The following is a 24,635-nucleotide window of genomic DNA, read 5'->3' on the forward strand; positions in this document are numbered from 1 at the left end:
AATAAATCTATCAAAGTCTTATACAGTAAGGAGTATATAGCTATAGGCTTCAAATTTTAAATAGATTTATTGCAATTAATTCTAATTAATATTCTTGATAATCTAGATGTAGGTTAACTTTAACTGAGATTACAATAGCATATTTTTATCATTAGCTAAAAAAGATTGTCTGCTAAGTAAGTAGGTGGGCGTTAAAAATTGTCGTTGGGGCAAGGGAACAGGGAACAGGGAACAGGGAACAGAAAAACCAGTTGTGTAATTAATTCTGTTTCATTACTTATGTAGAGACATTCCATGGAACATCTCTACTTTTTGACTCAGAGAATAGGGTTAAGACAGGGGTTAATTAACAGTAGGTAAACCAATTCTCTTGGCTGTTTGTTTTGCGATATCCCAAAAATCTGGGGTAGTTGTCCCGTCTGTACCCAACCAATTACCACTAATGCCAGTGTAATCGTGCATCGACTCAAATAGATTACCATCAGTGCGGGGGGCTGATTTGTAGTCTTGGAAGTGATCTCTATCAACTTGATGTGCCATCATTTGTTCATATAAATCTGGTGCTAAGGTCTTTTCTAATATCTGAAGATAGGCAGCTTGACCAACGATAATTTCGCGCTGTGGTCTTTCGACTAACCCAACAATTGCCTCGGCCACCTCTTTAGATGGATATATGGGATTCATTGGTTTAGTTTGACGACCGGTATAGTTAGCTGCGTGTTGAAAAATTGGCGTGTCAATAGAAGCTGGTAATACTGTGCAAACATGAACATCATGGGCGTTGTCTATATACAACTCCATTCGCAAAGAATCAGATAATCCCCGAATGGCATATTTGCTGATGGTATAGGGAATTGTGTATGGCTGACCTGTAACTCCGACTACTGAAGAAACATTGATTAAGTTACCGCTACTTTGACGACGAAAATAAGGTAAAGCCGCACGCGCACCATAGATATAACCAAATAAGTTTGTTTCAATTACCTGTCGAAAAGCTTCTGAGGGAGTTTCTTCAAACCGGGCAAATAGGCTGATAGCGGCATTGTTCACCCAAACATCCAACTGTCCAAAGGAATCTATTGCCCGTTCTGCTAGATCTTGTACTGCTGATTCATATCTAACATCTGTTCTTACTACTATAGCATTTGCACCTAAGCGATCGCACTCCTGGGCAACTTCTTCTAAAGCTTCTTCTGTTCTGGCAGCCAGTACCAATTTTGACCGTTGTTTAGCAAATTCTAAAGCCGTAGCCCGCCCAATTCCACTAGATGCACCAGTAATTACTATGACTGAATTTTTTATCGGTCGTGGCATATTTTCTCCTCTTGCAGTGCGTGGGTTTGTATAGGGCAATTTTCACTTTATTTAGTGATTTTTTTGTTTATCCCAGAACCTACTGCCCTATTTTTACTAAGTAGCTATGCTTTATTAAAGATTTAAAACTCATCTTGCGGCCTCTATTTTAACGAGGTTAATATTTTTTTTAATCTAATTTAATGACTATATTTTTTAATTAACTAAATTACCATTTATGATAATTTGAATTGTACTAATGATAGATGAATAATTTAGAAGAAGGTGACAGGAAGTAGAGGACGTAGAGCAAAGAGAAATAATATCTAATACTTCTCGGTTAAGGAGTGTAGAGACGAGAATCCCTACCCATGGAACGTCTCTACAGGGGTTTTCGGCTCACAAATTTGCTTAACCGAGCAGTATTGAAATAATACCTAATTCCCTCCTGCCCCCTGCCCTCTGCCTTATTCCCTACAAAGCACTTGTCGCATTTTACGCATATTTGCTGGCAATTCAAAATTCATGGCTTGTTGAATGAAAATTGAGGGGATAGGGATATTTGGTATGGCTTGAACAGTGTAAGCCAACAATGTACCCTCACCATAATCCTGAAATTCTAACTTGGCGTAAAAATCTTCAAAAGTTCCCTTTTCCATCTGGAACTGAATTTGTTGCCCTAGAACTTCTACCACGTTCAGGTAAATTTCTACTTGAGCCGTGAATAGGAAAAAGGCTTTTTGTGCTGCTTGATACAGACGTTTTACATCACCTTTAGTTAAGACTTCGCTTTTTGTGATGTCAGGAAAATATTGTACCCAACGGGGGTAATCAGTTATTTGCTGCCAGACGTGCGATCGCACTAAAGGTAAATACATCCAAGCTGTGACAGAACCACCCCAGAGAGAATGGAGTTGTGCAGAATGATTCAAATTTTGTGTTTTTACCAGAATTTCGCCCTGTATTAGCAATTGTTGTTTTTCTTGACTCCAAGGCATCTGGTCGGCTTTTATAGTTGATTTTGAGATATAAGATGCAGACATAGTGATTTCCTTTACTCCTCAACTCCTACACCACAAAAAAGGTCTAAAATTACGAACGATCAAATTGTATCTAGTCCAATCTACTTCATTATTAATTAGACTTCCATTCTCTAAGCAAGATTTACAGGATAAATTTTGGGATCAATTTTGGAATGCTTACCCTTCTTTCCTAGTCAACTGAATGTATTAATTAAAACTAATTTACTACAAATACTTAAATTTATTGCACATCAATAATTATTCGGCCTTAATAACGCGATCGCGTCCTCTTTGTTTTGCCTGATACAGAGCCTCATCTGCTTTGGCAATTAGGGATTCAGGAGAATCTTCAGAGTTAGGGATAACAGTGGCAACTCCTAAGCTGAGGGTAACATATCGACTAACTTGGGAACAAACATTAGCCATAGATTGTTCTTTCACCTGATTGCGAATCATTTCAGCGAATTTAACCGCCCCGTCCGGGTCTGTATTAGGTAAAATCAAGGTAAATTCTTCACCCCCATAACGAGCTACCAGATCAGCAGGACGTTGAATAGACTGATTTAAAATTTGAGCAACCTGTTTCAAACATTCATCGCCGGCTGGGTGTCCATAGGTATCGTTATAGGCCTTAAAACAATCAATATCACAGATAATTAAAGATAAAAAACCCTGCTCCCTTTCCATCCGCTTCCATTCTTTCAATAACACTTCATCAAAAGCTCGGCGGTTAGCAATTTGGGTCAAACTATCTATAGATGCTAGATTTTTTAACTCTTTATTAGCTGCCTGTAACTGTTGATAAAGTTCTGCTTGCTGAATAGCTATCACTAATTGATCTGCTAATTGTTTGAGTAAATCAATTTCTAACTGCTGCCATTGACGGGGACTGGAAGATTGATAAGCTACTAATAATCCCCATAATTTATCTGGTTGTACAATAGGTACAACTAAATTAGCCTTAGCTTCCAACTCTTGGAGTAACTCAATTTGACATTGGGAAAAATCTGCTGCATAAATATCATCAGTGACATACACCTGACCTTTTCGATATTCATAACTACATTTTTCGGAAAAGTAGCAGTTTTTAAATTGTTTACCTAATACTGACTCCCATTCGGAGTTGACAGATTCGACTAACACCGTCGCAGTATGATCTGGATCAAAACGATAGACAATTACCCGGTCAGTTTGCAATAATTTTCTAACTTGATTAACTGTCGTGTTAAGAATTACTTCTAAGTTTAAGGATTGGCGAATTTTTTGGGTTATTTTGGCAATGAGTTGTTCTTGTTCGATTTTGCGGTGTAATTCTTTCATTGCCCAATGGGTTTGTAATAAGCGACGAACTCTTTGTCGCAATACAGCCCAATGAATCGGCTTAGTAATATAGTCCGCAGCACCTACAGCAAAGGCTTTATCTACAGAATGAGGATCATCTAGTCCCGTAATCATTAATATGGGTGTGCCTTGATTTAAATCATGAGTTGATTTGTTGATGTTAAGTGCTTGCAATTGAGCGCAGCAGGTAAATCCATCCATAACTGGCATCATTGCATCTAACAGGACTATATCTGGATGTACTTGAGTGTAAATATTTAAGGCTTCCTCACCATTACCAGCTATGATGACCTTATACCCTTCGTTTTCCATAGCTTGACGTAACTGCATTTGTATTACTAGGTCATCGTCTACCACTAGAACTAGGGGTTGATTTGTGTGAATAGAGTTCATGCCTATTAGGGGGTATTGGGATTTTAAAGGTGAGATTACTATTTTATTCACATAATTCCATTTTTAAAGCTATTTTGACTTTCTCATATTCCAGATTAAGCTGCTCTAATATTGGTGTGCAGTTGGTAATATCTCCAAGACGGATGATTGATTCGATATTTTTACTCAGATTAGATAAACCGATCGCACCAACAGACGCACTACTAGATTTTAACTTATGGGCTGCTTGGGCGATCGCTATTGAGTCTTGTTGTGCTACTGCCAAGGTAATAGTTACCAGCAATTTAGCTGTCTCTTGTAAATAAGTATTAATCAATTGAGGAATAAACTCTCCAGCATCTGCACCTGCCATATCCCTAAGCGACTCAAAGATTTGAGAATCAATAGCATCGGCAAAATTTGGCTGTGGTATCTCTTGAGTTTTTGGGACTTGATGATTGAAAGTTAATTCACCTTGAGTCAAAGCCTTAACTAGATCCTGCACCTTAATCGGTTTGGTGATATAGTCATCCATTCCGGCATTTAGACAGATATCGCGATCGCCCTGCATGGCATTTGCTGTCATCGCAATAATGTGTGGTTGTTGTTGACTAGAGCTAAATTTACGGATTTGTCTAGTAGTTTCTAATCCATCCATTTCTGGCATCTGCACATCCATCAAAATAATGTCATAGGATTGACGTTGCAAAGCAGATAAAACTTCTAAACCGTTACCTGCTACATCTGCTCTCAGGCCTAACTTTCCTAAAACTAAGAGTACCATTTTTAAATTCACAGGATGGTCTTCTGCTATTAAAATTCGTTTATTAAGATTACTCAAATTAGGGTATAAGTCCAGATTTTTATGTTCGGATCTACTAAATCTCATCGGTTGCTGATTAATGAGACTGAGTAAGGAGTTATAAAGTTGCGATCGTTTTAAAGGTTTATTTAAAAAAATGACACTATCTAAGGAAATTTTATCGTCCAAATCTGGTTTAGTTATATCTTTCAATAGTAGCAAGGGTAATCTTTGATAATTGGGCAATTGACAAAATTCCATTAATAAATCTAGACCACTGGTTTCTATAAAATGCAGGTCTAAAATTACTAAATCAAACTGTTCTATTTGTTGCAAATATTCATATACTTGGTCAATTGATTGGGCAGTTTTTATCACCATTCCCCAGGAGGTTGCTTGCAAAGTTAAAAATTGCCGATTAGCCTGATTCTCTTCAATAATTAATAGGCGTTTTCCGGTTAATTGATCTACATGATTCCCTAGATTTATCGGTTCGCAATTAGGAGTTTTTTCGGCTGTAAGCGTAAAATAAAAAGTAGAGCCGTGGCCGATTTGGCTCTCTACCCACATTCTTCCCCCCATCATTTCAGTCAGGCGTTTACTGATTACTAAACCCAATCCTGTACCACCATATTTGCGAGTCATAGAAGAATCTATTTGACTAAAAGGTTGGAACAGTTGATGTATTTTTTCTGAGGGAATACCAATCCCTGTGTCTTTAACCGCAAACTCAATTTCATAAGTATTGGCGGTTTGCTCTAATTTCTTAGCTGTCACAGTGATGATTACTTCTCCTGTTTGAGTGAATTTAACAGCATTACTCAATAAGTTAACTAAAATTTGGCGCAGACGGGCAACATCTCCGATAATAGTGCTTGGTGTTTGAGGAGTAATTAGATAAATTAGTTCTATTCCTTTAGCAGCAGCTTGGGGAGCTAATAAATCCAAACATTCTTCTATACAGTTGCATAAACCAAAAGGTTGTTCTTCTAAATCTAATTGATCAGATTCAATTTTAGAAAAGTCAAGAATATCATTAATAATTGATAATAAGGCATTACCACTACTGCGGATAATGGATACAAAATCGCGCTGTTCGGTGTTGAGATTGGTATCTAAAAGTAAGCCAGTCATGCCAATAACAGCATTCATAGGAGTACGAATTTCATGACTGATCATGGCTAAAAATTCACTTTTAGCTCGGTTAGCGGTTTCTGCTTCCACTTTTGCCTGTTCAAGGGCTAAATTTTTCAGAGTTAATTCTTGACCTTGTTGTTTTTCTTGTTCTAAAAGTTTAGCTTGAGCGATCGCTATTCCCACTTGTGCTGCTACTGCTTCGAGTAGTTCTATTTCTTCTTGGGTCCAATTACGGAAGCGATCGCATTGATGTAGTGCAATTACTCCATTGGCTTCTCCTTGATAAGATGTACGAATTGCTAACATGGATTTTAGTTCTTTAACACGACAATTTGGGTCGTGAGGTCTTGATAAGGGGTCTGTCAACACATTATTACAAACGAGCGCTCTATCTTGTTTCAGAATTTTTTCAGCACGGGGATTACCAACCACAGGAATTTCTATACCCAATAAAGATTGATAACCTGATTCTAAATATTCAGCTACAATGGGAATTTTAGGTATGGGAGTAGAAATATATGTATGTATCAAACAACGATTAAGCTGGAACTCTTGACCAATCCGATTAGCTGTAATTTGAAAAATTGTTTGACTATTTAAACTTTGACGAATTTCTTCTGTCACTTCTTTAAGCAATAAAGCTCGATTAAATTGTTGTTTTAAGGCATTTTCGGCGTAATTACGGGTAATTTCACTGCCTACCCACTGTGCCATTAACTTTAATAGTTCTTTTTCTGTTGATGTAAATGGTTTTTGTCGGGGTTGGTGACTACAAAAACTCAAAGCACCGTAACCTTTACCCTCCAATAAGACTCGGACACCTATATAAGTTTCTATTCCAAAAATCTTGTGTTGAGGATGATCGCACCATTCGGAAACTTCAATATACTCAATTGCTAAAGGTTCATTTCTATTTATAACTTCATCACAAAAAACTTGTGCAAGCTCAAATTTATCTTGTTGTTGTATATCTGAATCTGGAGCTTGGATTGCTAATAAGTGATAAACTTGATCTTCCATGCGACCGAGAAAACCATATTCTAATCCGAACTTTTCACAACCCATCTTTAAAAAACCTTGGATGCGTTGATTAAAGTTAAAATTTTCAGCCGATGCTACCTCATACAGCGCTCGCAAGGCTGCCTCATTCTGCTTTAATTCTTTTTCTACTTGTTTACGTTGGGTGATATCTTGATATTTACATAAATGTCCATAGTAGTCGTTTTCGACAAAAACAGGGATATAATCATGCTCAAAAATCCTGCCATCTGCCATTAACACTTCTTCGTTAATTACAATAGATTTATTAGCAGTTATTGTTGATATACGCTCCATCAAAAATTCTGGATCTGCAAATTCTTCCGCAAAAAAATCGAAATCACTTTTATTTAATAGTTCTTCTGTCCAATGATCAAGCATATCTTCACTCGCTTGATTAATACTCACAAATTTCAAATCATCAGATTTTTTCAGGAATATCATATTAGGCATATTTTTAACAATCGAACTTAAAAATTCTTGGGTATGACGCATTTTTTCCTCTGCCTGATGACGTTCAACAAGTTCATTTTGTAACTTTTTATTAATTGTTATTAATTCTCTAGAACTGGATAGAGCAAAGGCTCTCGGTAATAAATGTCTTAGTTCCAAAGCTACATAGATAGAAATTAAGGCTGTAAGGGTTTTGATCAAACCAGATAACCAATAATTTGAATGCCAAATTGTCCAAATTTCTAACAAATGTGTTGTTCCACAGCAAATAATCAGAATCCCGAACAAGACAAATATTGATTTAAAAGTAATATCTGATAGCCGACTAATAAAATATAATAACATTAAAGAAATAGATTGATAAGCTAGTGCAATTAATCCGTTACTAATAATGTGTAAAGCCATTAAACCTGACTGCCAAAGGTAACAATCTCCATGAGCAATAAACATACTTGTAAATCCTTTAAATTATTTATGCAATGGGCTACCAGGATCACCTTAATACCCCTGGGTTTTCCCCTCAAAACCATACTTAATCAAAATACCTTGGATTTTCTTCCCCCAGGTAGATTTATAGCCGCAAATAGCCAATCATGATCAGTTATTGTCCGAACATCAGAAATAGTAGCACTGGCAAAACTAGCCAACCTATTGATCAGTAACCATTCTCTTGTATCTAAATCGTTCATTTATGACCCAAAATTGTGATGATGATGATATATTTGTAATAGATCCTAATCAAATTGTCACACCGTGGATAGGTAAATTTTATTCGAGCCAAACTCCACCACTAAAAAAGCATATAGAAGGAGAATTAGGTTAATGACCCTCAATTATGGAATAGAAGGATGTCTCCGCGTTGGTCAACAGGCTCCTGACTTTACAGGAACAGCAGTGGTAGATCAGGAATTTAAGACCATAAAACTCTCCGATTGTCGTGGTAGATATGTAATATTGTTTTTCTACCCTTTAGACTTTACCTTTGTTTGCCCAACTGAAATCACAGCATTTAGCGATCGCTACGAAGACTTCAAAAACCTCAATACTGAAATTCTCGGTGTTTCAGTTGATAGCGAATTTTCTCACCTGGCTTGGGTTCAAACCGATCGCAAATCTGGTGGAGTCGGAGACTTAAACTATCCTCTAATTTCTGACATCAAAAAAGAAATTAGCGCCGCTTACAACGTCCTCGATCCAGCCGCAGGCATAGCTCTACGCGGTTTATTTATCATCGACAAAGATGGTATTATTCAACACGCTACCATTAACAACCTCGCCTTTGGTCGCAGTGTGGAAGAAACCCTACGCACATTGCAAGCCATTCAACACGTCCAATCTCACCCCGATGAAGTTTGCCCTGCTGGTTGGCAACCTGGTGAAAAAACAATGGTTCCTGATCCTGTAAAATCTAAAGTGTATTTCGCTGCGGTTTAGATATTGGTAATGGGTAATTGGTAATGGGTAATGGGTAATGGGTAATAGGGGAAAAAGCAATGAAATTTCTACTTCCGCTTTCTCCCTTTTACTAACTAACAACTTGGGAATTAATTCAGTTTTTAGAAAAAACAGGTTGCACATTTCACAAAAATTATCTATGCTAACATCAACGGATTTTACAGGCTTATTTAACGAGCGCTTCTTTCGTAATATTTTGCCAATTCCAGCCACAGATACCCTAAAGTTGGGAATGGAAACACCAGATTTTAAATTATCGGATATTACCAATAATCGAGTCTTAAAATTATCTGATTTTAAAGGTAAACAACCTGTATTACTGGCTTTTACGCGGATATTTACAGAAAAGCAATATTGTCCCTTTTGTTATCCCCATATTCAAGCTTTAAATGAAAATTATACCCAGTTTAAAAATCAGGGTATAGAAATTTTATTAATTACTAGCACCGATAAAAAGCAAAGCCAAATAGTTGTTAAAGATTTAGGTTTAAAGATGCCCTTGTTAAATGATCCTAGTTGTCATGTCTTTCGGACTTATCAAGTAGGACAAGCATTAGGCGCGCCTTTACCGGCTCAATTTGTCTTAGATGAAAATGGCAAACTACTTTATAGACACCTATTTTCCTTCTTTAATCATAATGCCAGTATAGAAGAATTACTAGAGCGATTTAAGTAGGGTTTGCTGAAAAAGCGGGAAAATTCAAGAATACTGAATAGGGGTTACAGTTCATGTCCAACAGCGACGATTTCTGGTTCTGAGTCTGATTCTAATATAGGGTTAAAAGATTCTAATATTTCGGGTAAATCAACAGCAATATCAGCACTATTAATAATAGCTCCTAATAGCCCTAATTCAGAGTCAACTAATTGCTCAACAACCTCACTGAGTAGATTTTCTTGAGTATAATTAGGTCGTGTTACCAACACAATCCCATCACTATAAGGCTGAATTAATAGTGGGTCATTGGATACGCTGAGGGCGTTAGTATCTAGAATCACTAAATCATAACGATGACGCACATCTTCCATCAGTTTTCGCATTTCGCTAGATTCGATTACAGCAGCAGATTGACGAAGGGGTCCGGGACTGGGGATAATGTATAAATTTTCGACATCTGGAACTAATCGAATACAATTACTCAAATTAGAGTAATAAAGCAAGGGTTCAAGAGCAGCTTCGGGATCGGGTGTAACTTTTAGGGATGGAGCATGGGAGGGCGATCGCAAATCTGTTTCAATAATTAAGGTTCTCTTACCCGCACGGGCTGAAGCTATGCCTAAATTATAAGCACTGACGGTCTTTCCTTCTTGCTGATTGAGGCTAGTAATTAACACCACTTTTAGAGTTTTTCCGCCAATTCGCCGCAAATTACTACGAAATTTCTCATAAAAGTCCAAATAAGGAGAATCGAGAGCAAGGGCGACTGGTAAAGCTTCAGGATCTAAGTCGTCCACTAACATCAAAGGTAATTCTCCCAACAACAACACCTCTAACTGTTTGAGGTTGTCGCGGATATCCTCTCTGGTTTTGAAAACTCCTTCCAATGACCCCAACAAGAAAATCACACCACCCCCTATTGTCAGCCCCAGGAAACCACCAACTCCTAGAGTTACACTTAAACTTTTACGTTTAGCTGGTTCAGGGATAGCGATGGGGATTCTAGCCACACTGAAACTACTCACAGTTTCTACCTCTGCGGCTCTAGCATCTGTGAGTTTGGTTTGCATTTGGTCGTAAATAGCTTTTTTGAGTGTAACAGTCTGTTCTAAACGCGATCGCTCTAACTGCTTATTGGGGATTTGGGAATACTCTTTTCTTAATTTAGCTTCTTCGGCGATTTGCTGCCTTAGCTGTTGTTTTAGCATCTCTTGTTGGGTTTGCAAAGCCACCATCTGATTTGCTAATCCTTGTCTAGTGGGATCTAAGCTGCTTTGAGTGCGAATTTTGGCTAAATCACCCCGAAATGGTGCAGCCATACCACCACCACCTAATACCTCATTCGCACGTTGTTCTAGTAATTCTTCCGCAGCTTGCTTTTGACGTTGTAATTGAACCATTGTTGGGTGTTCTGGTCGTAGGTCTTTCCTCACCAGGGCGATTTGTGACTCTACTTGATAGATTTGCGATCGCAAACTCGCTAAAATCGGATCAGCGCTCAAAGCCGAAGAAACATAAGCCTGATCCACTGTTAACCCTAACTTACCCTTTAAACTTTGAATTTGGGCATCAATCCCCGCAATATTTAGTTGAATTTCCCGTTGTTGATTTTGGCTAGATGTGACTCCACTTAATAAACTACCATTCTCTGCGGCCAAAATAGCCGGACGCTCTCGACGATCATAGTTTTGTAATTGGTTTTCAGCCGCTTCTAACTCTAACTTTGCTTGAGGTAAACGCTCAGTAATTTTTTGAATAATCGCCTTTAATCGACTGGTATTAATATCACTACTTAACTGAATTATCGCCTCCATTAATTCCTGCAATACGTCTCTGGCTCTGTTGCGATCGTTATCTCTATATTTTATATCTATAATTGTCGATTCTAACACGCCCTCTTTATTTTTGGTTGGCATCGTTAAAACCAAATTTCTAGCCAAATTCCGGGGTCTAAGATTCACCTTTGCTGCTACCGTTTCAATAACTTGATTAGATAACAAAATATCTTCCTCTAATTCCTTCCCCTGTTGTTGAATTTCGTTACCAGTTTGAGAAAAAGAAACTGGCGGACCGTTATAAGTCAAGGCTGATTCTGCTATGTATTGAACTACCGGATCTGGTTGCATAGCTACCACTGTTGAACCAGCGACAACTAAAGCAAAACTGGTTAATCCAATCCATTTATACTTATCGAAAGCAATCAGATAACGTTTAACAATTGGTGGTGTCATAATTAATTAAAAAGTCAGGATTCAAACTTAAAATATTTAAAACTTCAATCGGAATTTCCCCCAAAAATTCCACTACCAAAATTTTGAAAAAAGCGCACAAAACCTTGAATATTAAAAAATGGTTGAGTAACTGTATTCAACACATTAGTAATCTTACCAATCAGATTCCGACCAATCACAATTACATCCTCATCTTGAAGTGCTACATTTTGAGAAATATCCCCTTCAAATACCTTTTTAGCATCAAGTTTCCGGGTAATAGCCTTACCTCCTTGTTGATCAAATCGAATTAAAGCAATTTCACGTAGATTAGCATTATTGACATTGATACCTCCCAAAGCATCTACAAATGTACTACCATTGGGTAACGATTGAGTGACAATCCCACCAGCAGCATAGTTTAAAACCCGAACTTTAATTTTCGGTACAGCTAGGGTAGAACGCGCAATCAAATTACGATCATAGTTGTCAGTAGTGCTAATTTCCCGACGTGGGACAATAACTACATCACCATCTTGCAGACGCAAATCAGGTGGAGAAATTCCACTTTGCAAAGTTCCATATAAATCAATATGTTGTGAAACTATCGAGTTATCACTTAACTTACGACGTACTTCCACCTTGCGTAAGTCTGCTGATAAATTTGAGCCACCAGCTAATGGTAAAATATCTGTAATATAGGGCATAGATGAACCAGAATTATAAATTCCTGGTCGAAATACTTCCCCAGTAATAGTAATTCTGACTGGTCGCATTGCCCCCAATGATACTTGTACAATTGGATCTGATATATTACCAACTAATGCCAAGCGGATTTTTTCCTGTGCTTCTTCTAAACTCAAACCTTCTAAAAATAATTTTCCTGCTTGGGGTACAACGATATTTCCATCGGGACCGATTGAAGCTTCAAAACTTAAATCAGGTCTTTGTCCTACCAACGATAACACTGTGATGGGATTAATGACAAATCGATTTAATCCAGTGTAAATTTTCTCTTGCGCTTCCGTCAAAGTTAAACCTTTTAAGGCTACTGTTCCTAATAGCGGTACTACTATATTACCTTCTGGATTAATTGGCGCTTGAAAGGTCAAATCAGGAAACCGTTGAACTGACACACTAATTGTGTCTCCAATGCCTAATTTATATGGGCCAGGAGGGCGCTGAATTACAACTCTGACTGTATCTCCTTTGCCTAAGAGATAATTGTTAAATTGTGAGGATATTTCTTCGTTGATGTTAGGAGAAACAATATCGGTAGTTACAGGTGAGGGTAATTGTTCTGGTAACTTTTTTAAAATTGGTAATGTTTGTGCTACAACAGGTCGAAAAGATGTTGTTAAACCAACACCTACCTGAAAACTAATCAAGAACAGAGCAGTTAATGTACGCATATAAGTATTAGTAGGTTAAATAAAGGAACAGTTTTTTGTTAATTAGCCATACACTACAAAACTCCTGCCATTAAAGCTGTTTGAACTGTTGCACCAAGAGACTGTGTTTCTGCCCAAAATTGTTCCACTTGTCCCAATGGTTCAATTTGTAGGAGAATGCTCACAGCTACCCAAGGAACCCGTCTTTTTTGCCATTGTGCTAATTGATCTGCCACAAACCATTTAAAAGGTGATTGATTACCACCATCTGGCATTGCGTACCATTGCAATACAGCAAAGGTTTCTTGTGGTGTAGTAACACGAAAAAATCTAGCTTCTATCTTAATTTCACCTGTTGTATTTAATTTTTCTGGTTTTTTAACAGTAAAATTAGCAGAGCGGTACTGTGCTAAATTCCACTTTCCCCTATTTATCCTCCCCCAACTGTTAATTTCTGTCCACTCGACTTCTGGTTGATCTCTTAATCCATTTTGCGGTAACAAAAGTAGTATAGCTTGACTTGACGAGTCTTGTTTTTGAATTAGTTGTAAAGACCATTTATGTTCACCAATGGGTTGTACTGACTGCTCAATAGTTTTCCAACCAGGAATATCTAATCCTACATCACGGAGATGTTTTAATGACTGGAGATTGGTGAGAGATGGTGGTTGTTTCCATTGCCATTTGCCTGTTAGGTATCCGGGGATTGCTCCTATTCCTAGTATTAGTAGGAGTAAACCAAGCACTGCTATCTGTCTCCATTGGTGTTTTTTGAGAAATGCAAGTGAGGAAATCATAAGTGTTTTGTTAACTAACCACAGAGGCACGGAGGACACAGAGAAAGGAAATATGGGATTTTATGGGGAGTTCTGTACGTTAGGTAGTGTATCTTGAGATTCTTTTTTTAGGTGGTTTTCTGGCTCTATGGCAATATAATTACTGAGCCAGTTTAATAAAGGAACTAATAATAAAAGCATACACCCAGAGTACAGATCACCACCCCAACCATCGTGCAGCCACGCAAAGGCTGTATCTTGGTTCGTACCATGAAAGAAGGTGAGTATGGTATTACGAATGATATTGGCAGTGACGCTAATGGTTATGGACATTGATAAAAAAGTCAGGGTTAGACGACGATAAGATAAGGTATTTGTCCAATAAAGCAACATCAAACTAACATAGAGGGTTGTGAATAACATTTTTAATCCGGCACAATAGGGGGCAACTTCTACTATTCTTCCCCCAACATAGAGGTTAATACCTTCAACTGTTACTGCCATACCAAATTGGTTGATGATAAAACCTGCTGTACCAGCAATAAAGCTTTGCAGCGGAAGGGTATAGGGCGCTATGAGGTAAGGTAATGCTGTTGGGGTTGCTAAAAATACTAGGAGGAGGGGAAATATTTGCATCTTTAGGCCGGGGATTCCTTTGAAGGATAGGCATAGTCCGGCTAGGATGATGGGTAAGGAAAGGTTAACCCAGTCGGTAACACCACTTACATAAAAAATTCCCCCGATTAATAATATAAAAAAACTAAAGGGATGGTTTATTGTTGGTAAACGTTGCCATTTTTTTCGGTATATCCAAACTAGATAAGCGGCATAGGGTAAACCGATGATTCCGTGGCTGAAATATTCATGTTCTGTACTAATGTTTTTGTGCAGCCACCCATCAAACCAATGCCATATTAGGGGGGCATAGAGTAGTAATAAGATACTAATTATGCTTAGGTTGAATAGCTCTGTGGGTAATTTATTGGTAATTCGTGATTTTACTAGCATGATCTTTGATATTTGACTCCTATTTGAGTTTTGAACATACACGTAGGTTGGACATTGCCGATAATCTGCGGGTTTTGTAAGGCATAGCCCACCCTACAATACTGAGATTTATTTAGAAATCATTTAGGAGTCCTATAATAGGTTTTACTTTAAGTTGATACATAAAAGGGATACTCCAATCTTTACAAATCTAGGTTTTTTGTAATTTTTAGGATTTATGGGAAAACTAACCGCAGAGGCGCAGAGAACACAGAGAAATAAGAGTTTGAGCGATTTTTGTGTAAGTCCTAATCTTGTAGAAGCCCTACTTGTATTTCCCTAATTCCCTGTGGTATTGATCATAATTTGATCAAGATTGTTTTTCTTCTCAGGTGCTAACTGCTATACAACTTGATTTGATGGTAGTGGCGATTTCTGTAACTTGGGTATTTTTTAAGCCTGGGTAGATGGGTAAGGATAGGATTTGTTTTGCTAGTAGTTCAGTTATAGGAAAGTCTCCTGGTTGATAACCTAGATAGGCCAATGCTGGTTGTAGATGACAGGGAATTGGATAGTGGATACCTGTTTGAATACCTCCTGCGGTGAGGTGATCTTGTAGTTGCTGACGTTTTAGGGGAAAGGTATCCTTAACTTTGACTACATAAAGATGATAAACATGACCTGTAGAACTTTGGTTTTCCATGGGGATAATACCAGCAGATGCTAAGGGTGCTAGTTCTAGATCATACTGCTGGGCAAGGGTTAAGCGATCGCTATTCCATTGCGATAAATAAGGTAATTTTTGGTGCAGCACTGCGGCTTGTAAGCTATCTAAGCGGCTATTAGTCCCGATTTCAATATGCACATACTTTTGTGATGCCCCATAATTCCGCAAACACCTCATTTTTGCCACCACATCAGCATCTCTTGTCACCAACATCCCCCCATCCCCAAATGCACCTAAATTTTTGCTAGGATAGAAGCTAAAGGCTGCGGCTATTCCCACTGAACCAGCACGATATCCTTCCCGTTCCGCTAGGTGTGCTTGGGCTGCATCTTCAAAAATTAGTAGTTTGTAGGTATCGGCTAAATCTAGCAATTGCCGTGGTGATACCATTTGACCATAGAGATGAACTGGTATAATTGCTTTAGTTTGTGCTGTAATGGCTTTAGTAGCTGCTTCCAAGTCAATTAAGGCTGTTTCTGGGTGACAGTCAACTAAAATTGGTTTTGCTCCAGCCCGGAGAACTCCAATTAAAGTTGCTATAAAGGTATTTGCTGGTAAGATTACTTCATCACCGATACCAATATTACAAGCTTGCAACCCAAGAGCGATCGCATCAGTACCAGATGCCACCCCAACCCCGTATTCTGTACCACAAGCACTTGCAAAGGCAGTTTCAAAATCTGAAAGTCCCTTCCCTAAAATAAAATCACCTCTGTTTAAAACCTCCTGTATTGCCTGTTGCAACTCAAACTCTATCGGTCGGTGTTGTAAATTTAAATCTACAAAAGGAATCCTGATCGGCAATTGATTCATTTTCTGGCTCTGGAAAAACTAAGTATCAAAATACTATCTTGCCTGGTTTAACATATTCTGATTTCAGCGTAATTTATTGTCTGAATCTAAATTATGAAAAAGTAGTAAAATTTTTATGAAGTTTGGAATTTTATACAGTTGAGTTAATAAATTGTTGATTAGGAGGCTAAATGAGGGAATACTGAAAAAAAGAAAATATTCAACCCATAATCATAAAATACAGTATTGATTAATTATCAAGGTAGCACTGCTAATGGTACAGTCTAAACAAAAGCTATTTTCGGATACTAATATCTCTCTAACAACAAAAGAAGAACAACGGCTCAAAGTATTGTTAGAACTAAATTTGCGGCGTTCAGAAACAATTCCAGTCTTTGAAGAAGCTACTCAAACCGCTGCTCACTTTTTGGCAGCAGAAATTTCTATTTTGGGATTTATCGATCAAGAACTTCACTGGTTTAAATCATCCATAGGCTTATCAAGATTAGGACTAATGAATGATTTGGCACAAACTCGCCAACTACCACGGAGAGAATCTTTTTGTAGCCAAGTAGTAGAAAATGCTCAGTTGGTCGTTATTAATGACACGAAAGATATTACAGATCCAGTGATGAGTGCTAGTAAATTGGTTCTGAATTATGGTATCCGTTCTTACTTGGGAGTGCCACTGATTGATGCTGAGGGAAATTGCTTAGGTGCATTAGCAGTAATGGATCGCAAGCCACGGAATTTTGCGGAACGAGATGTTGAGTTTTTGCAAATCATCGCTCGTTGGTGCATGAGTGAATTTGAGCGTAACCGATTGTTACAAAATCAGCAAGAAAAAATTTCTGTCAGACGCACTTCTAGCTTATCACTCAAAGCGGAGAAAATTAATTCACCAATTTTAGAAAAAGACTCAGAGCCTACTAAGTTAGTAAAGTTACAACTCTTGGAACAGTTAACTCAAGAGTTACGGACACCTTTAACATCTGTACTTGGTATGGCTAGTGTCCTGGGTCGTGAAATTTATGGGACTTTAACAACCAAACAGAAAGAATATGTAGAAATTATCCAACATAGTGGACGATACTTGCTTTCCTTAATCAATGAAATTACCGAATTAGGAGTAATAGATGAAGGTGCATACGTGCTGAATTTAGTTTCTGTAGACATCGAAATGTTATGTCAACAAGCGATCAAAACTTTAGAAGAAATAGCAAGTCGTCGTGAACAAGATATTCGTCTATCTATAGAACCAGGTCGCAGTCGGATTTTTTCTTTAGATAAAGACAAAGTGCGGCAAATGGTGTACCATTTAGTTTTCAGCGTGATTCAACTTTCTGCTACGGGTAGCATTGTGAGAATCCATATTTCTTATAAACAAGATACTCTTTGCATTACAGTTTGGGTTTCTCATCCGTGGTTAGGAGATGGTATTACTGAAGTTGATACTTATTTTCACATCAATACCTTACCAATGATGGAAATTGTCGGTGATGCAGCAGATTACAAAACTAATTCAGAAACTAGAACTAAATTATCAACCACCTTAGAGAAGTTAGAGAATTTGAGTGATAATCATTCAGATATTATCATCAATGATTTAGATGAAGAATTAGCCCAATTATCTAATAATTTGTCTCGTGAAAAACTTGGTTTATTGCTTAGTTGCCGTTTAGCAGAACTACACGGTGGAGAAGTTGTAATGCAAGGTTCAACAAACTCAGGCTATCGTTATGTGCTTTCTTTACCAATACAATTGCCAACTCCCTCTCAAGTATTTAGTTAAAAAAATAATCAGTTGGGCTAACAGCTTTGATTATCTTGAGTTTTTTTATAGAATATAGTTTATTTAAAGCTTGGTGAATAAAAGCGTTGAAATTACTAAAAATTATTCAATTAACCAGATTCAAGACTATTTCTGGAAACCCTATGTAGGGCTTGCTTAATAAAGCTAAAACTTAGATATATCAAGAGTTTGAAGGTTGAAAAGGTGAGTCTGGTGCAAGGAATAAGCGTTGAAACTACCAAAAATCTATCACTTGACCAGATTCAAGTATATTCTTCTCTTCTTCTAATTCTTCCTCCTGACTCCTGACTCCTGACTCCTGACTCCTGACTCCTAGCCCTAATGAAAAGACTTTTTCATCAAACCCTATGTAGAGACGTTTTATAGAACGTCTCTATTGGTTAAAATGTGCAGTTAGGTAAACTCAATTGTATCAACAAACTTTAAAATACTTTCCTTGATATTCTCAGATTCTTCTGCAATAGAACCAGGAGAATCTCCTTTTAAAAAGCTACGTTGGCTACTAACTACATATAAAAAATCCTGATTAATCAAGGCTAATAAACCTCTATAAGCATCTAATCTGGCAGAAGAACCGTTATTGTCTAGTTTGGAAATTGTCGAACCTTGGGGCATATCAACTAACACGTAGTAAGAACCATGCCAGATATCTTTGAGGTATTCGCTAGACTTAATACTAGCTTCTGGTAAATTAGCAAATATGGCTTGAGGTACATATTTATCTTCAAGAATTGATTTGAGATAATTTTCCTTTCCTTGAGATTCTATTTCCTCAATTTGTTCTGGTGAAAAGGGATAATAATCAATTCTCAATAAACTATCAAAATCATCAGAAAATCTGACTACTCCTGATTGACTTTGAATTTTGCCTCCCTGTTCGGAAGTAACTGGTATGGGAACAATAAAATTACCCATAGGTGATTGATACACCTGCTGATCAATATCTTCTAATAAGACTGTTTGATATTCGTCTTCTGGATATTCTTCATCATCATCTTCTTCTAAAGCGGCAATTACCTCTTTGATAATTTCCTCCGCTTCCTCTTCTTCCAGTTCTAAAGCTGCCTGTAGTTTTTTAATATAAGGCTGTTTTTGGGTAGGAATTGTCAGGTCTTCGTCATTTAAAACCATGATCACCCCAGCAGCAAAGGCATCCAGCACCAGTTCATCTGAGAGACTGGCACTAGCGGTGTTAAATAGAGGGCCTAGTCCTTCAGCTTCAGCGATCGCTATTAGCCGATACACTATTTCCACCATATCATCTTCTGAATATTCGTCAAAAACCTCAAATTCCCAGAGAATATCGGTTAAACTTTCGGCATCTACGTCTTCTACGGTAGAATCGACTAAGGCGGTAATGACAGCGATCGCTGCAACGGCCTCTTCTGGACTCAGTGATTCTTTAGAGCGTTTTTCTGAGTTAAATACCTTATCATACTTCTTCATAATTGCCATCTCCCTCAATGAATTTTTGTGATCACTCAAGTAATAATAGTTAGTTTAGCAATGTTAAGTTACCTTCTTGAGCAGATACTTTAGGACTTATGCACAAGTTACGGAATAAACTAACCACAGAGACACAGAGTTCACAGAGAAATGAGGTTTTGTACTTGTTTGTAGTAAAATTTTATTAGCAGTTAAGAGTTAGCGAACCGTTGATGAGTAAAACAACAGACTTTCTGCTATGGACACAGCAACAGGCTGAATATCTCAAGAATGGACGCTGGACTGAGTTGGATGTGGAAAATTTGGTTGAGGAACTAGAAACATTGGGACGGAGTGAACAAAAGGAACTGGGAAGTTACCTGCAAGTGTTGTTAATGCACTTACTCAAATGTCAGTATCAACCAGAACGCAAAACTAAAAGTTGGGATAACACTATCTCGAACTGTCGAACTAAAATTCAGGATTGTTTGGAAGATACTCCTAGTTTGCAACGTTTTTTGGCAGACTCGGAATGGATAGATAAATATTATCGTCGCGCACGTAGGGATGCAGCGAAGGAAACTCAAAATCCAATAGATATATTTCCCACCGAATGTCCTTTTACAGTGGAACAAGTGCTGAATTGGGAGTTTTAAAGAGGTTGTTTCAAAAGTCTAATTTATTACAGCCTTGGCGACTGGAAGTCGCGGCTATACAAACTAAACCCGTCTGCGCGGGTTAACAAACCATTTTTTCATTAGTCCACGCAGGTGGACTTTGCCTGTGTAGTAGCGTATCCCTTACGGGAGCCGGAGGCTCTATTATATTCGCCCAAAGCTTTTAAAACACCCTCTAAAGAGGCTTACTAAACCCTTAAAGGTAGGGTAACGGTAAATGTTGTACCCACTCCCTGTTGACTATTGACTATTATCTCACCTCCATGTGCTTCCACACACTTTTTAACAATAACTAATCCTAAGCCTGTGCCGGCAATACTTCCCACATTTTCACCCCGGTGAAAGGCTTGAAATAGGCGTTTTTGATCTTGTTTTTCAATGCCAATTCCCCAATCTTGAACTCGGATAATTACTTTTTTTTCTTCAGCAATTAATTCGACTTTTACTTGATCACCAGAATGAGAATATTTAATGGCGTTACTGAGTAGATTACCTAAAATATGTCGTAATAAACTTTCATCCCAAAAAGCATCACCAAATTTACCAACACTGGTGAAATCTATTCTCACATTTTTTTCTAAAGCAGTTAAATGTACTTCTTCTAGTATTTGATGACAAAAACATTCTATATTAAAATGTGTAAGTTGACATGGCAATTTACCAGATTCAGCTTTACCAATAAATGAAACTTCATCTAATAACTGAGCAACATTTTTGATAGCAGTACGAATCATCCGCAAATGATTGGTTTTTTTCTCTTTGCTTAATTTATCATCATTGTTTTGTAGTAGTCCCGCAGCTAAGAGAATAGTATTTAGGGGATTACGGATGTCATGGGAAAGCATAGAGACAAATTCTGATTTGAACTGATATAATTCTTGTGCTTTTACCAATTCAGCAGTGCTTTCTTCTACTCTATTTTCTAATGCTTGGTTGACTGTGCGTAATGATTCTAAAACCTGTTTTCGTTCTATTGCATAACGGAGCGATCGCACTAACACATCACAATTAACTTGCCTTTTAACTAGATAATCTTGCGCTCCTTCTCGTACAGCTTCAATTGCTAGTTCTTCATCGTTTGTATTTGTTAAAACAACAATTGGTGTACTAGGAGATTTACTAATTAATAAAGGTAATGATGATAATCCTTGGCTATCTGGTAAGGTTAAATCTAACAAAATTACATCATAATTATGTTGATTTAGTTGATTTATTCCCTCTCGCAATCGCTGTACATGAACTAAATTGTATTCTTGAGATGCGGCTTGCTTGAGAAACTCTTGTAACAACCGAGCTTCTGCCAAGTTGTCCTCAATCAACAAGATTTTTACTGAGTAGCTCACAGCCATAATTTTTTGGTTTTATCCCCCCTCTAAATATTGAGTCTCCTACCTCCCATTTCCCCACCGTCTACTCTAAAGGTAAAGTGGCGGTGGAGAACCAAAATTCCTCAATTCCCTTGACAATTTGGAATAGTTGGGTGAGGTTACGAGATTTAGTGATGTAACAGTTTACGTGCAAGTCATAACTTTGGAAAATATCATCCTCGTTTTTGGAAGTTGTTAAGACGACAACGGGAATACGTTTTAGTTTGGGATCGGCTTTAATTTCCGCTAATACTTCTCTCCCATCTTTTTTGGGTAAATTCAAATCCAATAAGATTAAATCAGGGCGTGGTGCATCAGCATATTCACCTTCTTGACGGAGATAAGCCATTGCATCCACACCATCTCTAACGGTGATTACCTGATGGGGTAAAGAGCTAGTTTTTAATGCTTCTTGAATCAGGCGAATGTCGGCTTTATTATCCTCAACTAAAAAGATGATTCTCTGTTTTTCTTCCGTTTCTACGGTCACGCTCACGTCCTCCGGCTGGAATGGTAAAGTAGAAAGTTGCACCTTGGCCGATTTCTGACTCTACCCAGATCCGTCCCCGGTGACATTCGATAATTTTTTTACAAATGGCTAAACCCATACCTGTACCAGGATATTCATCTCTTGTATGCAGGCGTTGAAAAATGATAAAAATGCGATCGCTAAATTGTGGATCTATGCCAATTCCATTATCGCGCACTGAGAACAACCATTCATCTTCTAGTCTCTCTGCTCCTATATGAATTTCTGGTGGTTTATCACTACGGAATTTGATCGCATTACCAATCAGGTTCAAAAATAGCTGCATTAGTTGGGTGGAATCAGCCATGACGGTGGGTAAGGGGTCATGGGTAATGATCGTTCCTGTTTCGGAAATGCGTTTGCGTAAGTTGCTTAAAGCCCGTTGTAATGCTGTATCTACTTCTGTGACTTGGAAAGCGATCGCTTGCGTATCGACTTTAGAATATGCTAACACATCATCAATCAAGGTCTGCATCAAACTCACTCCCTCGACTGCATAGCCAATAAATTCTTTAGCATCTGCGTCCAGTTCTTCGTGATAGCGCATCTCTAACAGTTGCACATAATTGGCTACTTGATTAAGTGGTTCTTGCAAGTCATGGGAAGCAACATAAGCAAATTTTTTCAATTCTGCGTTAGAACGTTCTAAATCTTCAGCTAATTGAGCTAATTCATCAGCTTGACGCAGCACAATATTCACAATGGCTTTTCGTAATTCTAAAGCTGCTTTGATTTCTACAAATTGCCAAGGTAAAGATGTTAAACGAACCGTTTCTTTCCACAGTTCAAATGATTTTCTCGGACACAGACGTAAATTTCCCTGAGATTGATTAACTTCAAAAGCCTTATTAGGATCTCCACCCCAATTCACAGTTTGAATTACTTCTGGTCGAAACCATAAAACATAATTGCGTTGGGAAATAGGAATCGCTAACAACCCACTGGCATAATTTTTGAACCCTATTGCATCTGGATAAAGACTGGGAAGAGAATCTGTATAAAATATCTCGTCCTCAATATTATGCTTTAACCATTCCACTAAAAAGTTTAGTTCTTCTTCTTTCGGAGTTTCACCAATTAAGGTGTAATTTCCCCCAAAACAAACAGCCGCACCTTGAGCATTAGTTAAATCTAGAAGATTCGGTTGATTTTTGACTAACCCATCAATAAAATGATCGGATTGAGACATATATTCAACTAACAATGATTGAATATGGGTCAAATTCATCCGATAATCATAATCTTCTGTTTCTTCTTTAGCAGAAATTTCTGCAAAGATAACTCTTCCTAAAAATTCGCAAGATTTCCGCAATTCATAGGAAACAAATTTAGGGGTCTGATGATGGCAAGCAATTAATCCCCAAAGTTTTTGATCTTTAATTAATGAGATGGTTAAAGAAGCACCGACACCCATATTGTGCAAATATTCTATATGGCAATTTGCGGCACTTCTGAGATGAGAGTTTGTTAAATTAATTGAACGTCCAGTTACGGGATTATTGATAGGAAAAAGTTGGATTGGTTGAGAATTTGTATCCGGGATTAATCTAATGGAGTTGGAAACAAATAATTTTCTAGCTGGTCGAGGAATGTCTGATTCAGGATAATGTAAACCTAAATAAGATTCTAATGCGTCTATTTTGGCTTCTGCAACTACAGAACCGTGTCCATCTTCATCGAATTTATAAAGCATCACCCGATCAAATTCGGTCATTTGACGTACTTCTTGGACGATGATTTGGCAAAATTCCCGGAGGTTTTTGCTGCTTTCTAAACGATTAATTGAGGCTCTTGCTAAGTGATAAAAACTTAAAAAGGGAATATTTGTTTGGGAAATAGCTGGTTCTAATTCTAAAATTAAAACTCCTTCAGGGTTGCGGTGAAATATAGCATCAAATACGGTATATTCATCACCTTTCTTTCTAATCCAGATTTTTGTCGGGTTAATAAAATCTAGGTTTTGCTGTAATAACCCGGCTTTAATTCCCTCCATTTGGTAGGGATCTACTAAATCTTCTAACTTTTTGCCTAGCATATTTTCGGGAGTCGTTCCGAAAACGCTAAAAGTATTATTGCTAATTTGTAATATTCTTAATTCTGGTTCTTCTAAAACCAACAGAATCCCGTGGGGTTGAATTTGGCTAGAAAGATGAATTGGTGCTTCTTTCAAGCTAATTACATTAATATTTTGCAGTTTTAAATCTGTTTGCATCCCTTTTTTCCTTGATAATCTAAATCAAGACTATTAATCAACTTGATTAAGTCTTTTTGGTGGTTGTATTTCACTAACTCGCAGATATTTTGAAAACAAGGGGGACGCTGTAGTTATTTATTTATCTAAGTCAAAAATGAAAATCTTTTCTATCATTC

The 24,635-nt window shown here is 37.6% G+C and carries 18 protein-coding genes and 1 pseudogene; 5 read left to right on the forward strand and 14 right to left on the reverse strand.

Annotated elements, in window-relative coordinates:
- Window positions 1-342 precede the first annotated feature (342 nt).
- From VB711_RS09600 to VB711_RS09620, 5 genes and pseudogenes are all read right to left on the reverse strand, one after another.
- A complete protein-coding gene (locus VB711_RS09600) occupies window positions 343-1,314 on the reverse strand; it encodes an SDR family oxidoreductase (protein ID WP_323285686.1) in 972 nt (323 codons plus the stop codon).
- 446 nt (window positions 1,315-1,760) lie between these two features.
- Window positions 1,761-2,336, reverse strand: coding sequence for an SRPBCC family protein (locus VB711_RS09605; protein WP_323285687.1), 576 nt, complete (start codon window positions 2,334-2,336; stop codon window positions 1,761-1,763).
- 237 nt (window positions 2,337-2,573) lie between these two features.
- Window positions 2,574-4,049: a diguanylate cyclase domain-containing protein gene (locus tag VB711_RS09610; RefSeq protein ID WP_323285688.1), complete on the reverse strand. Its 1,476-nt coding sequence runs from the start codon at window positions 4,047-4,049 to the stop codon at window positions 2,574-2,576.
- 43 nt (window positions 4,050-4,092) lie between these two features.
- Window positions 4,093-7,908 (reverse strand): response regulator, encoded by a 3,816-nt coding sequence (locus VB711_RS09615; protein WP_323285689.1) that lies wholly within the window; start codon window positions 7,906-7,908, stop codon window positions 4,093-4,095.
- A 104-nt stretch (window positions 7,909-8,012) separates the two neighbouring features.
- Window positions 8,013-8,147, reverse strand: a pseudogene (locus VB711_RS09620) (glycogen debranching enzyme N-terminal domain-containing protein); the annotation flags it as partial.
- A gap of 2 nt (window positions 8,148-8,149) precedes the next feature.
- Here VB711_RS09620 and VB711_RS09625 point away from each other — a divergent pair.
- The 3 genes from VB711_RS09625 to VB711_RS09635 all read left to right on the forward strand — a co-directional run bounded on the left by VB711_RS09625 (window position 8,150) and on the right by VB711_RS09635 (window position 9,589).
- On the forward strand, window positions 8,150-8,281 hold the full coding sequence (locus tag VB711_RS09625; RefSeq protein ID WP_323285690.1) for a hypothetical protein: 132 nt from the start codon (window positions 8,150-8,152) through the stop codon (window positions 8,279-8,281).
- Window positions 8,281-8,892, forward strand: a complete 612-nt coding sequence (locus VB711_RS09630) for a peroxiredoxin (RefSeq protein WP_323285691.1) — start codon at window positions 8,281-8,283, stop codon at window positions 8,890-8,892. Before VB711_RS09625 ends, VB711_RS09630 begins: the two co-directional genes overlap by 1 nt.
- 160 nt (window positions 8,893-9,052) lie before the next feature.
- Window positions 9,053-9,589, forward strand: coding sequence for a peroxiredoxin family protein (locus VB711_RS09635; protein WP_323285692.1), 537 nt, complete (start codon window positions 9,053-9,055; stop codon window positions 9,587-9,589).
- Between the two features lie 44 nt (window positions 9,590-9,633).
- On the opposite strand, the gene VB711_RS09640 is transcribed toward VB711_RS09635, so the two are convergent.
- From VB711_RS09640 to VB711_RS09660, 5 genes are all read right to left on the reverse strand, one after another.
- Window positions 9,634-11,802: a polysaccharide biosynthesis tyrosine autokinase gene (locus VB711_RS09640; RefSeq protein WP_323285693.1), complete on the reverse strand. Its 2,169-nt coding sequence runs from the start codon at window positions 11,800-11,802 to the stop codon at window positions 9,634-9,636.
- A gap of 44 nt (window positions 11,803-11,846) precedes the next feature.
- A complete protein-coding gene (locus tag VB711_RS09645) occupies window positions 11,847-13,193 on the reverse strand; it encodes a polysaccharide biosynthesis/export family protein (RefSeq protein ID WP_323285694.1) in 1,347 nt (448 codons plus the stop codon).
- 53 nt (window positions 13,194-13,246) lie between these two features.
- On the reverse strand, window positions 13,247-13,969 hold the full coding sequence (locus VB711_RS09650) for a cyanoexosortase B system-associated protein (protein ID WP_323285695.1): 723 nt from the start codon (window positions 13,967-13,969) through the stop codon (window positions 13,247-13,249).
- 60 nt (window positions 13,970-14,029) lie between these two features.
- The gene (crtB, locus tag VB711_RS09655) at window positions 14,030-14,956 is read right to left on the reverse strand and encodes a cyanoexosortase B (RefSeq protein ID WP_323285696.1); all 927 of its coding nucleotides are present in this window, start codon (window positions 14,954-14,956) and stop codon (window positions 14,030-14,032) included.
- Window positions 14,957-15,323: 367 nt separating this feature from the next.
- Window positions 15,324-16,475: a DegT/DnrJ/EryC1/StrS aminotransferase family protein gene (locus VB711_RS09660; RefSeq protein ID WP_323285697.1), complete on the reverse strand. Its 1,152-nt coding sequence runs from the start codon at window positions 16,473-16,475 to the stop codon at window positions 15,324-15,326.
- Between the two features lie 253 nt (window positions 16,476-16,728).
- On the opposite strand from VB711_RS09660, the gene VB711_RS09665 reads away from it, so the two are divergent.
- A complete protein-coding gene (locus VB711_RS09665; RefSeq protein WP_323285698.1) occupies window positions 16,729-18,246 on the forward strand; it encodes a GAF domain-containing sensor histidine kinase in 1,518 nt (505 codons plus the stop codon).
- 414 nt (window positions 18,247-18,660) lie between these two features.
- Here the strand turns inward: VB711_RS09665 and VB711_RS09670 are convergent, their stop codons facing one another.
- Entirely contained in the window at window positions 18,661-19,713 is a 1,053-nt protein-coding gene (locus VB711_RS09670) for a tellurite resistance TerB family protein (RefSeq protein WP_323285699.1), read from the reverse strand.
- Between the two features lie 212 nt (window positions 19,714-19,925).
- Here VB711_RS09670 and VB711_RS09675 point away from each other — a divergent pair, with 212 nt between their 5' ends.
- Window positions 19,926-20,348: a DUF29 domain-containing protein gene (locus tag VB711_RS09675; protein ID WP_323285700.1), complete on the forward strand. Its 423-nt coding sequence runs from the start codon at window positions 19,926-19,928 to the stop codon at window positions 20,346-20,348.
- A gap of 209 nt (window positions 20,349-20,557) precedes the next feature.
- On the opposite strand, the gene VB711_RS09680 is transcribed toward VB711_RS09675, so the two are convergent.
- The 3 genes from VB711_RS09680 to VB711_RS09690 all read right to left on the reverse strand — a co-directional run bounded on the left by VB711_RS09680 (window position 20,558) and on the right by VB711_RS09690 (window position 24,477).
- Entirely contained in the window at window positions 20,558-21,718 is a 1,161-nt protein-coding gene (locus VB711_RS09680) for a hybrid sensor histidine kinase/response regulator (RefSeq protein ID WP_323285701.1), read from the reverse strand.
- A 61-nt stretch (window positions 21,719-21,779) separates the two neighbouring features.
- The gene (locus VB711_RS09685; RefSeq protein WP_323285702.1) at window positions 21,780-22,226 is read right to left on the reverse strand and encodes a response regulator; all 447 of its coding nucleotides are present in this window, start codon (window positions 22,224-22,226) and stop codon (window positions 21,780-21,782) included.
- Window positions 22,180-24,477 (reverse strand): ATP-binding protein, encoded by a 2,298-nt coding sequence (locus tag VB711_RS09690; protein WP_323285703.1) that lies wholly within the window; start codon window positions 24,475-24,477, stop codon window positions 22,180-22,182. The genes VB711_RS09685 and VB711_RS09690 overlap by 47 nt, the downstream gene beginning before the upstream one ends.
- Between the last annotated feature and the right edge of the window lie 158 nt (window positions 24,478-24,635).

Source organism: Cronbergia sp. UHCC 0137 (assembly GCF_034932285.1).
In the GTDB taxonomy this organism is placed as follows: Bacteria; Cyanobacteriota; Cyanobacteriia; order Cyanobacteriales; family Nostocaceae; genus Cronbergia.

Bases quoted from the DNA above. Each gene is read 5' to 3' on its own strand.
- VB711_RS09600 (WP_323285686.1), bottom strand. From the start codon at position 1,314: ATGCCACGACCGATAAAAAATTCAGTCATAGTAATTACTGGTGCATCT.
- VB711_RS09605 (WP_323285687.1), bottom strand. From the start codon at position 2,336: ATGTCTGCATCTTATATCTCAAAATCAACTATAAAAGCCGACCAGATG.
- VB711_RS09610 (WP_323285688.1), bottom strand. From the start codon at position 4,049: ATGAACTCTATTCACACAAATCAACCCCTAGTTCTAGTGGTAGACGAT.
- VB711_RS09615 (WP_323285689.1), bottom strand. From the start codon at position 7,908: ATGTTTATTGCTCATGGAGATTGTTACCTTTGGCAGTCAGGTTTAATG.
- VB711_RS09625 (WP_323285690.1), top strand. From the start codon at position 8,150: ATGACCCAAAATTGTGATGATGATGATATATTTGTAATAGATCCTAAT.
- VB711_RS09630 (WP_323285691.1), top strand. From the start codon at position 8,281: ATGACCCTCAATTATGGAATAGAAGGATGTCTCCGCGTTGGTCAACAG.
- VB711_RS09635 (WP_323285692.1), top strand. From the start codon at position 9,053: ATGCTAACATCAACGGATTTTACAGGCTTATTTAACGAGCGCTTCTTT.
- VB711_RS09640 (WP_323285693.1), bottom strand. From the start codon at position 11,802: ATGACACCACCAATTGTTAAACGTTATCTGATTGCTTTCGATAAGTAT.
- VB711_RS09645 (WP_323285694.1), bottom strand. From the start codon at position 13,193: ATGCGTACATTAACTGCTCTGTTCTTGATTAGTTTTCAGGTAGGTGTT.
- VB711_RS09650 (WP_323285695.1), bottom strand. From the start codon at position 13,969: ATGATTTCCTCACTTGCATTTCTCAAAAAACACCAATGGAGACAGATA.
- crtB (WP_323285696.1), bottom strand. From the start codon at position 14,956: ATGCTAGTAAAATCACGAATTACCAATAAATTACCCACAGAGCTATTC.
- VB711_RS09660 (WP_323285697.1), bottom strand. From the start codon at position 16,475: ATGAATCAATTGCCGATCAGGATTCCTTTTGTAGATTTAAATTTACAA.
- VB711_RS09665 (WP_323285698.1), top strand. From the start codon at position 16,729: ATGGTACAGTCTAAACAAAAGCTATTTTCGGATACTAATATCTCTCTA.
- VB711_RS09670 (WP_323285699.1), bottom strand. From the start codon at position 19,713: ATGAAGAAGTATGATAAGGTATTTAACTCAGAAAAACGCTCTAAAGAA.
- VB711_RS09675 (WP_323285700.1), top strand. From the start codon at position 19,926: ATGAGTAAAACAACAGACTTTCTGCTATGGACACAGCAACAGGCTGAA.
- VB711_RS09680 (WP_323285701.1), bottom strand. From the start codon at position 21,718: ATGGCTGTGAGCTACTCAGTAAAAATCTTGTTGATTGAGGACAACTTG.
- VB711_RS09690 (WP_323285703.1), bottom strand. From the start codon at position 24,477: ATGCAAACAGATTTAAAACTGCAAAATATTAATGTAATTAGCTTGAAA.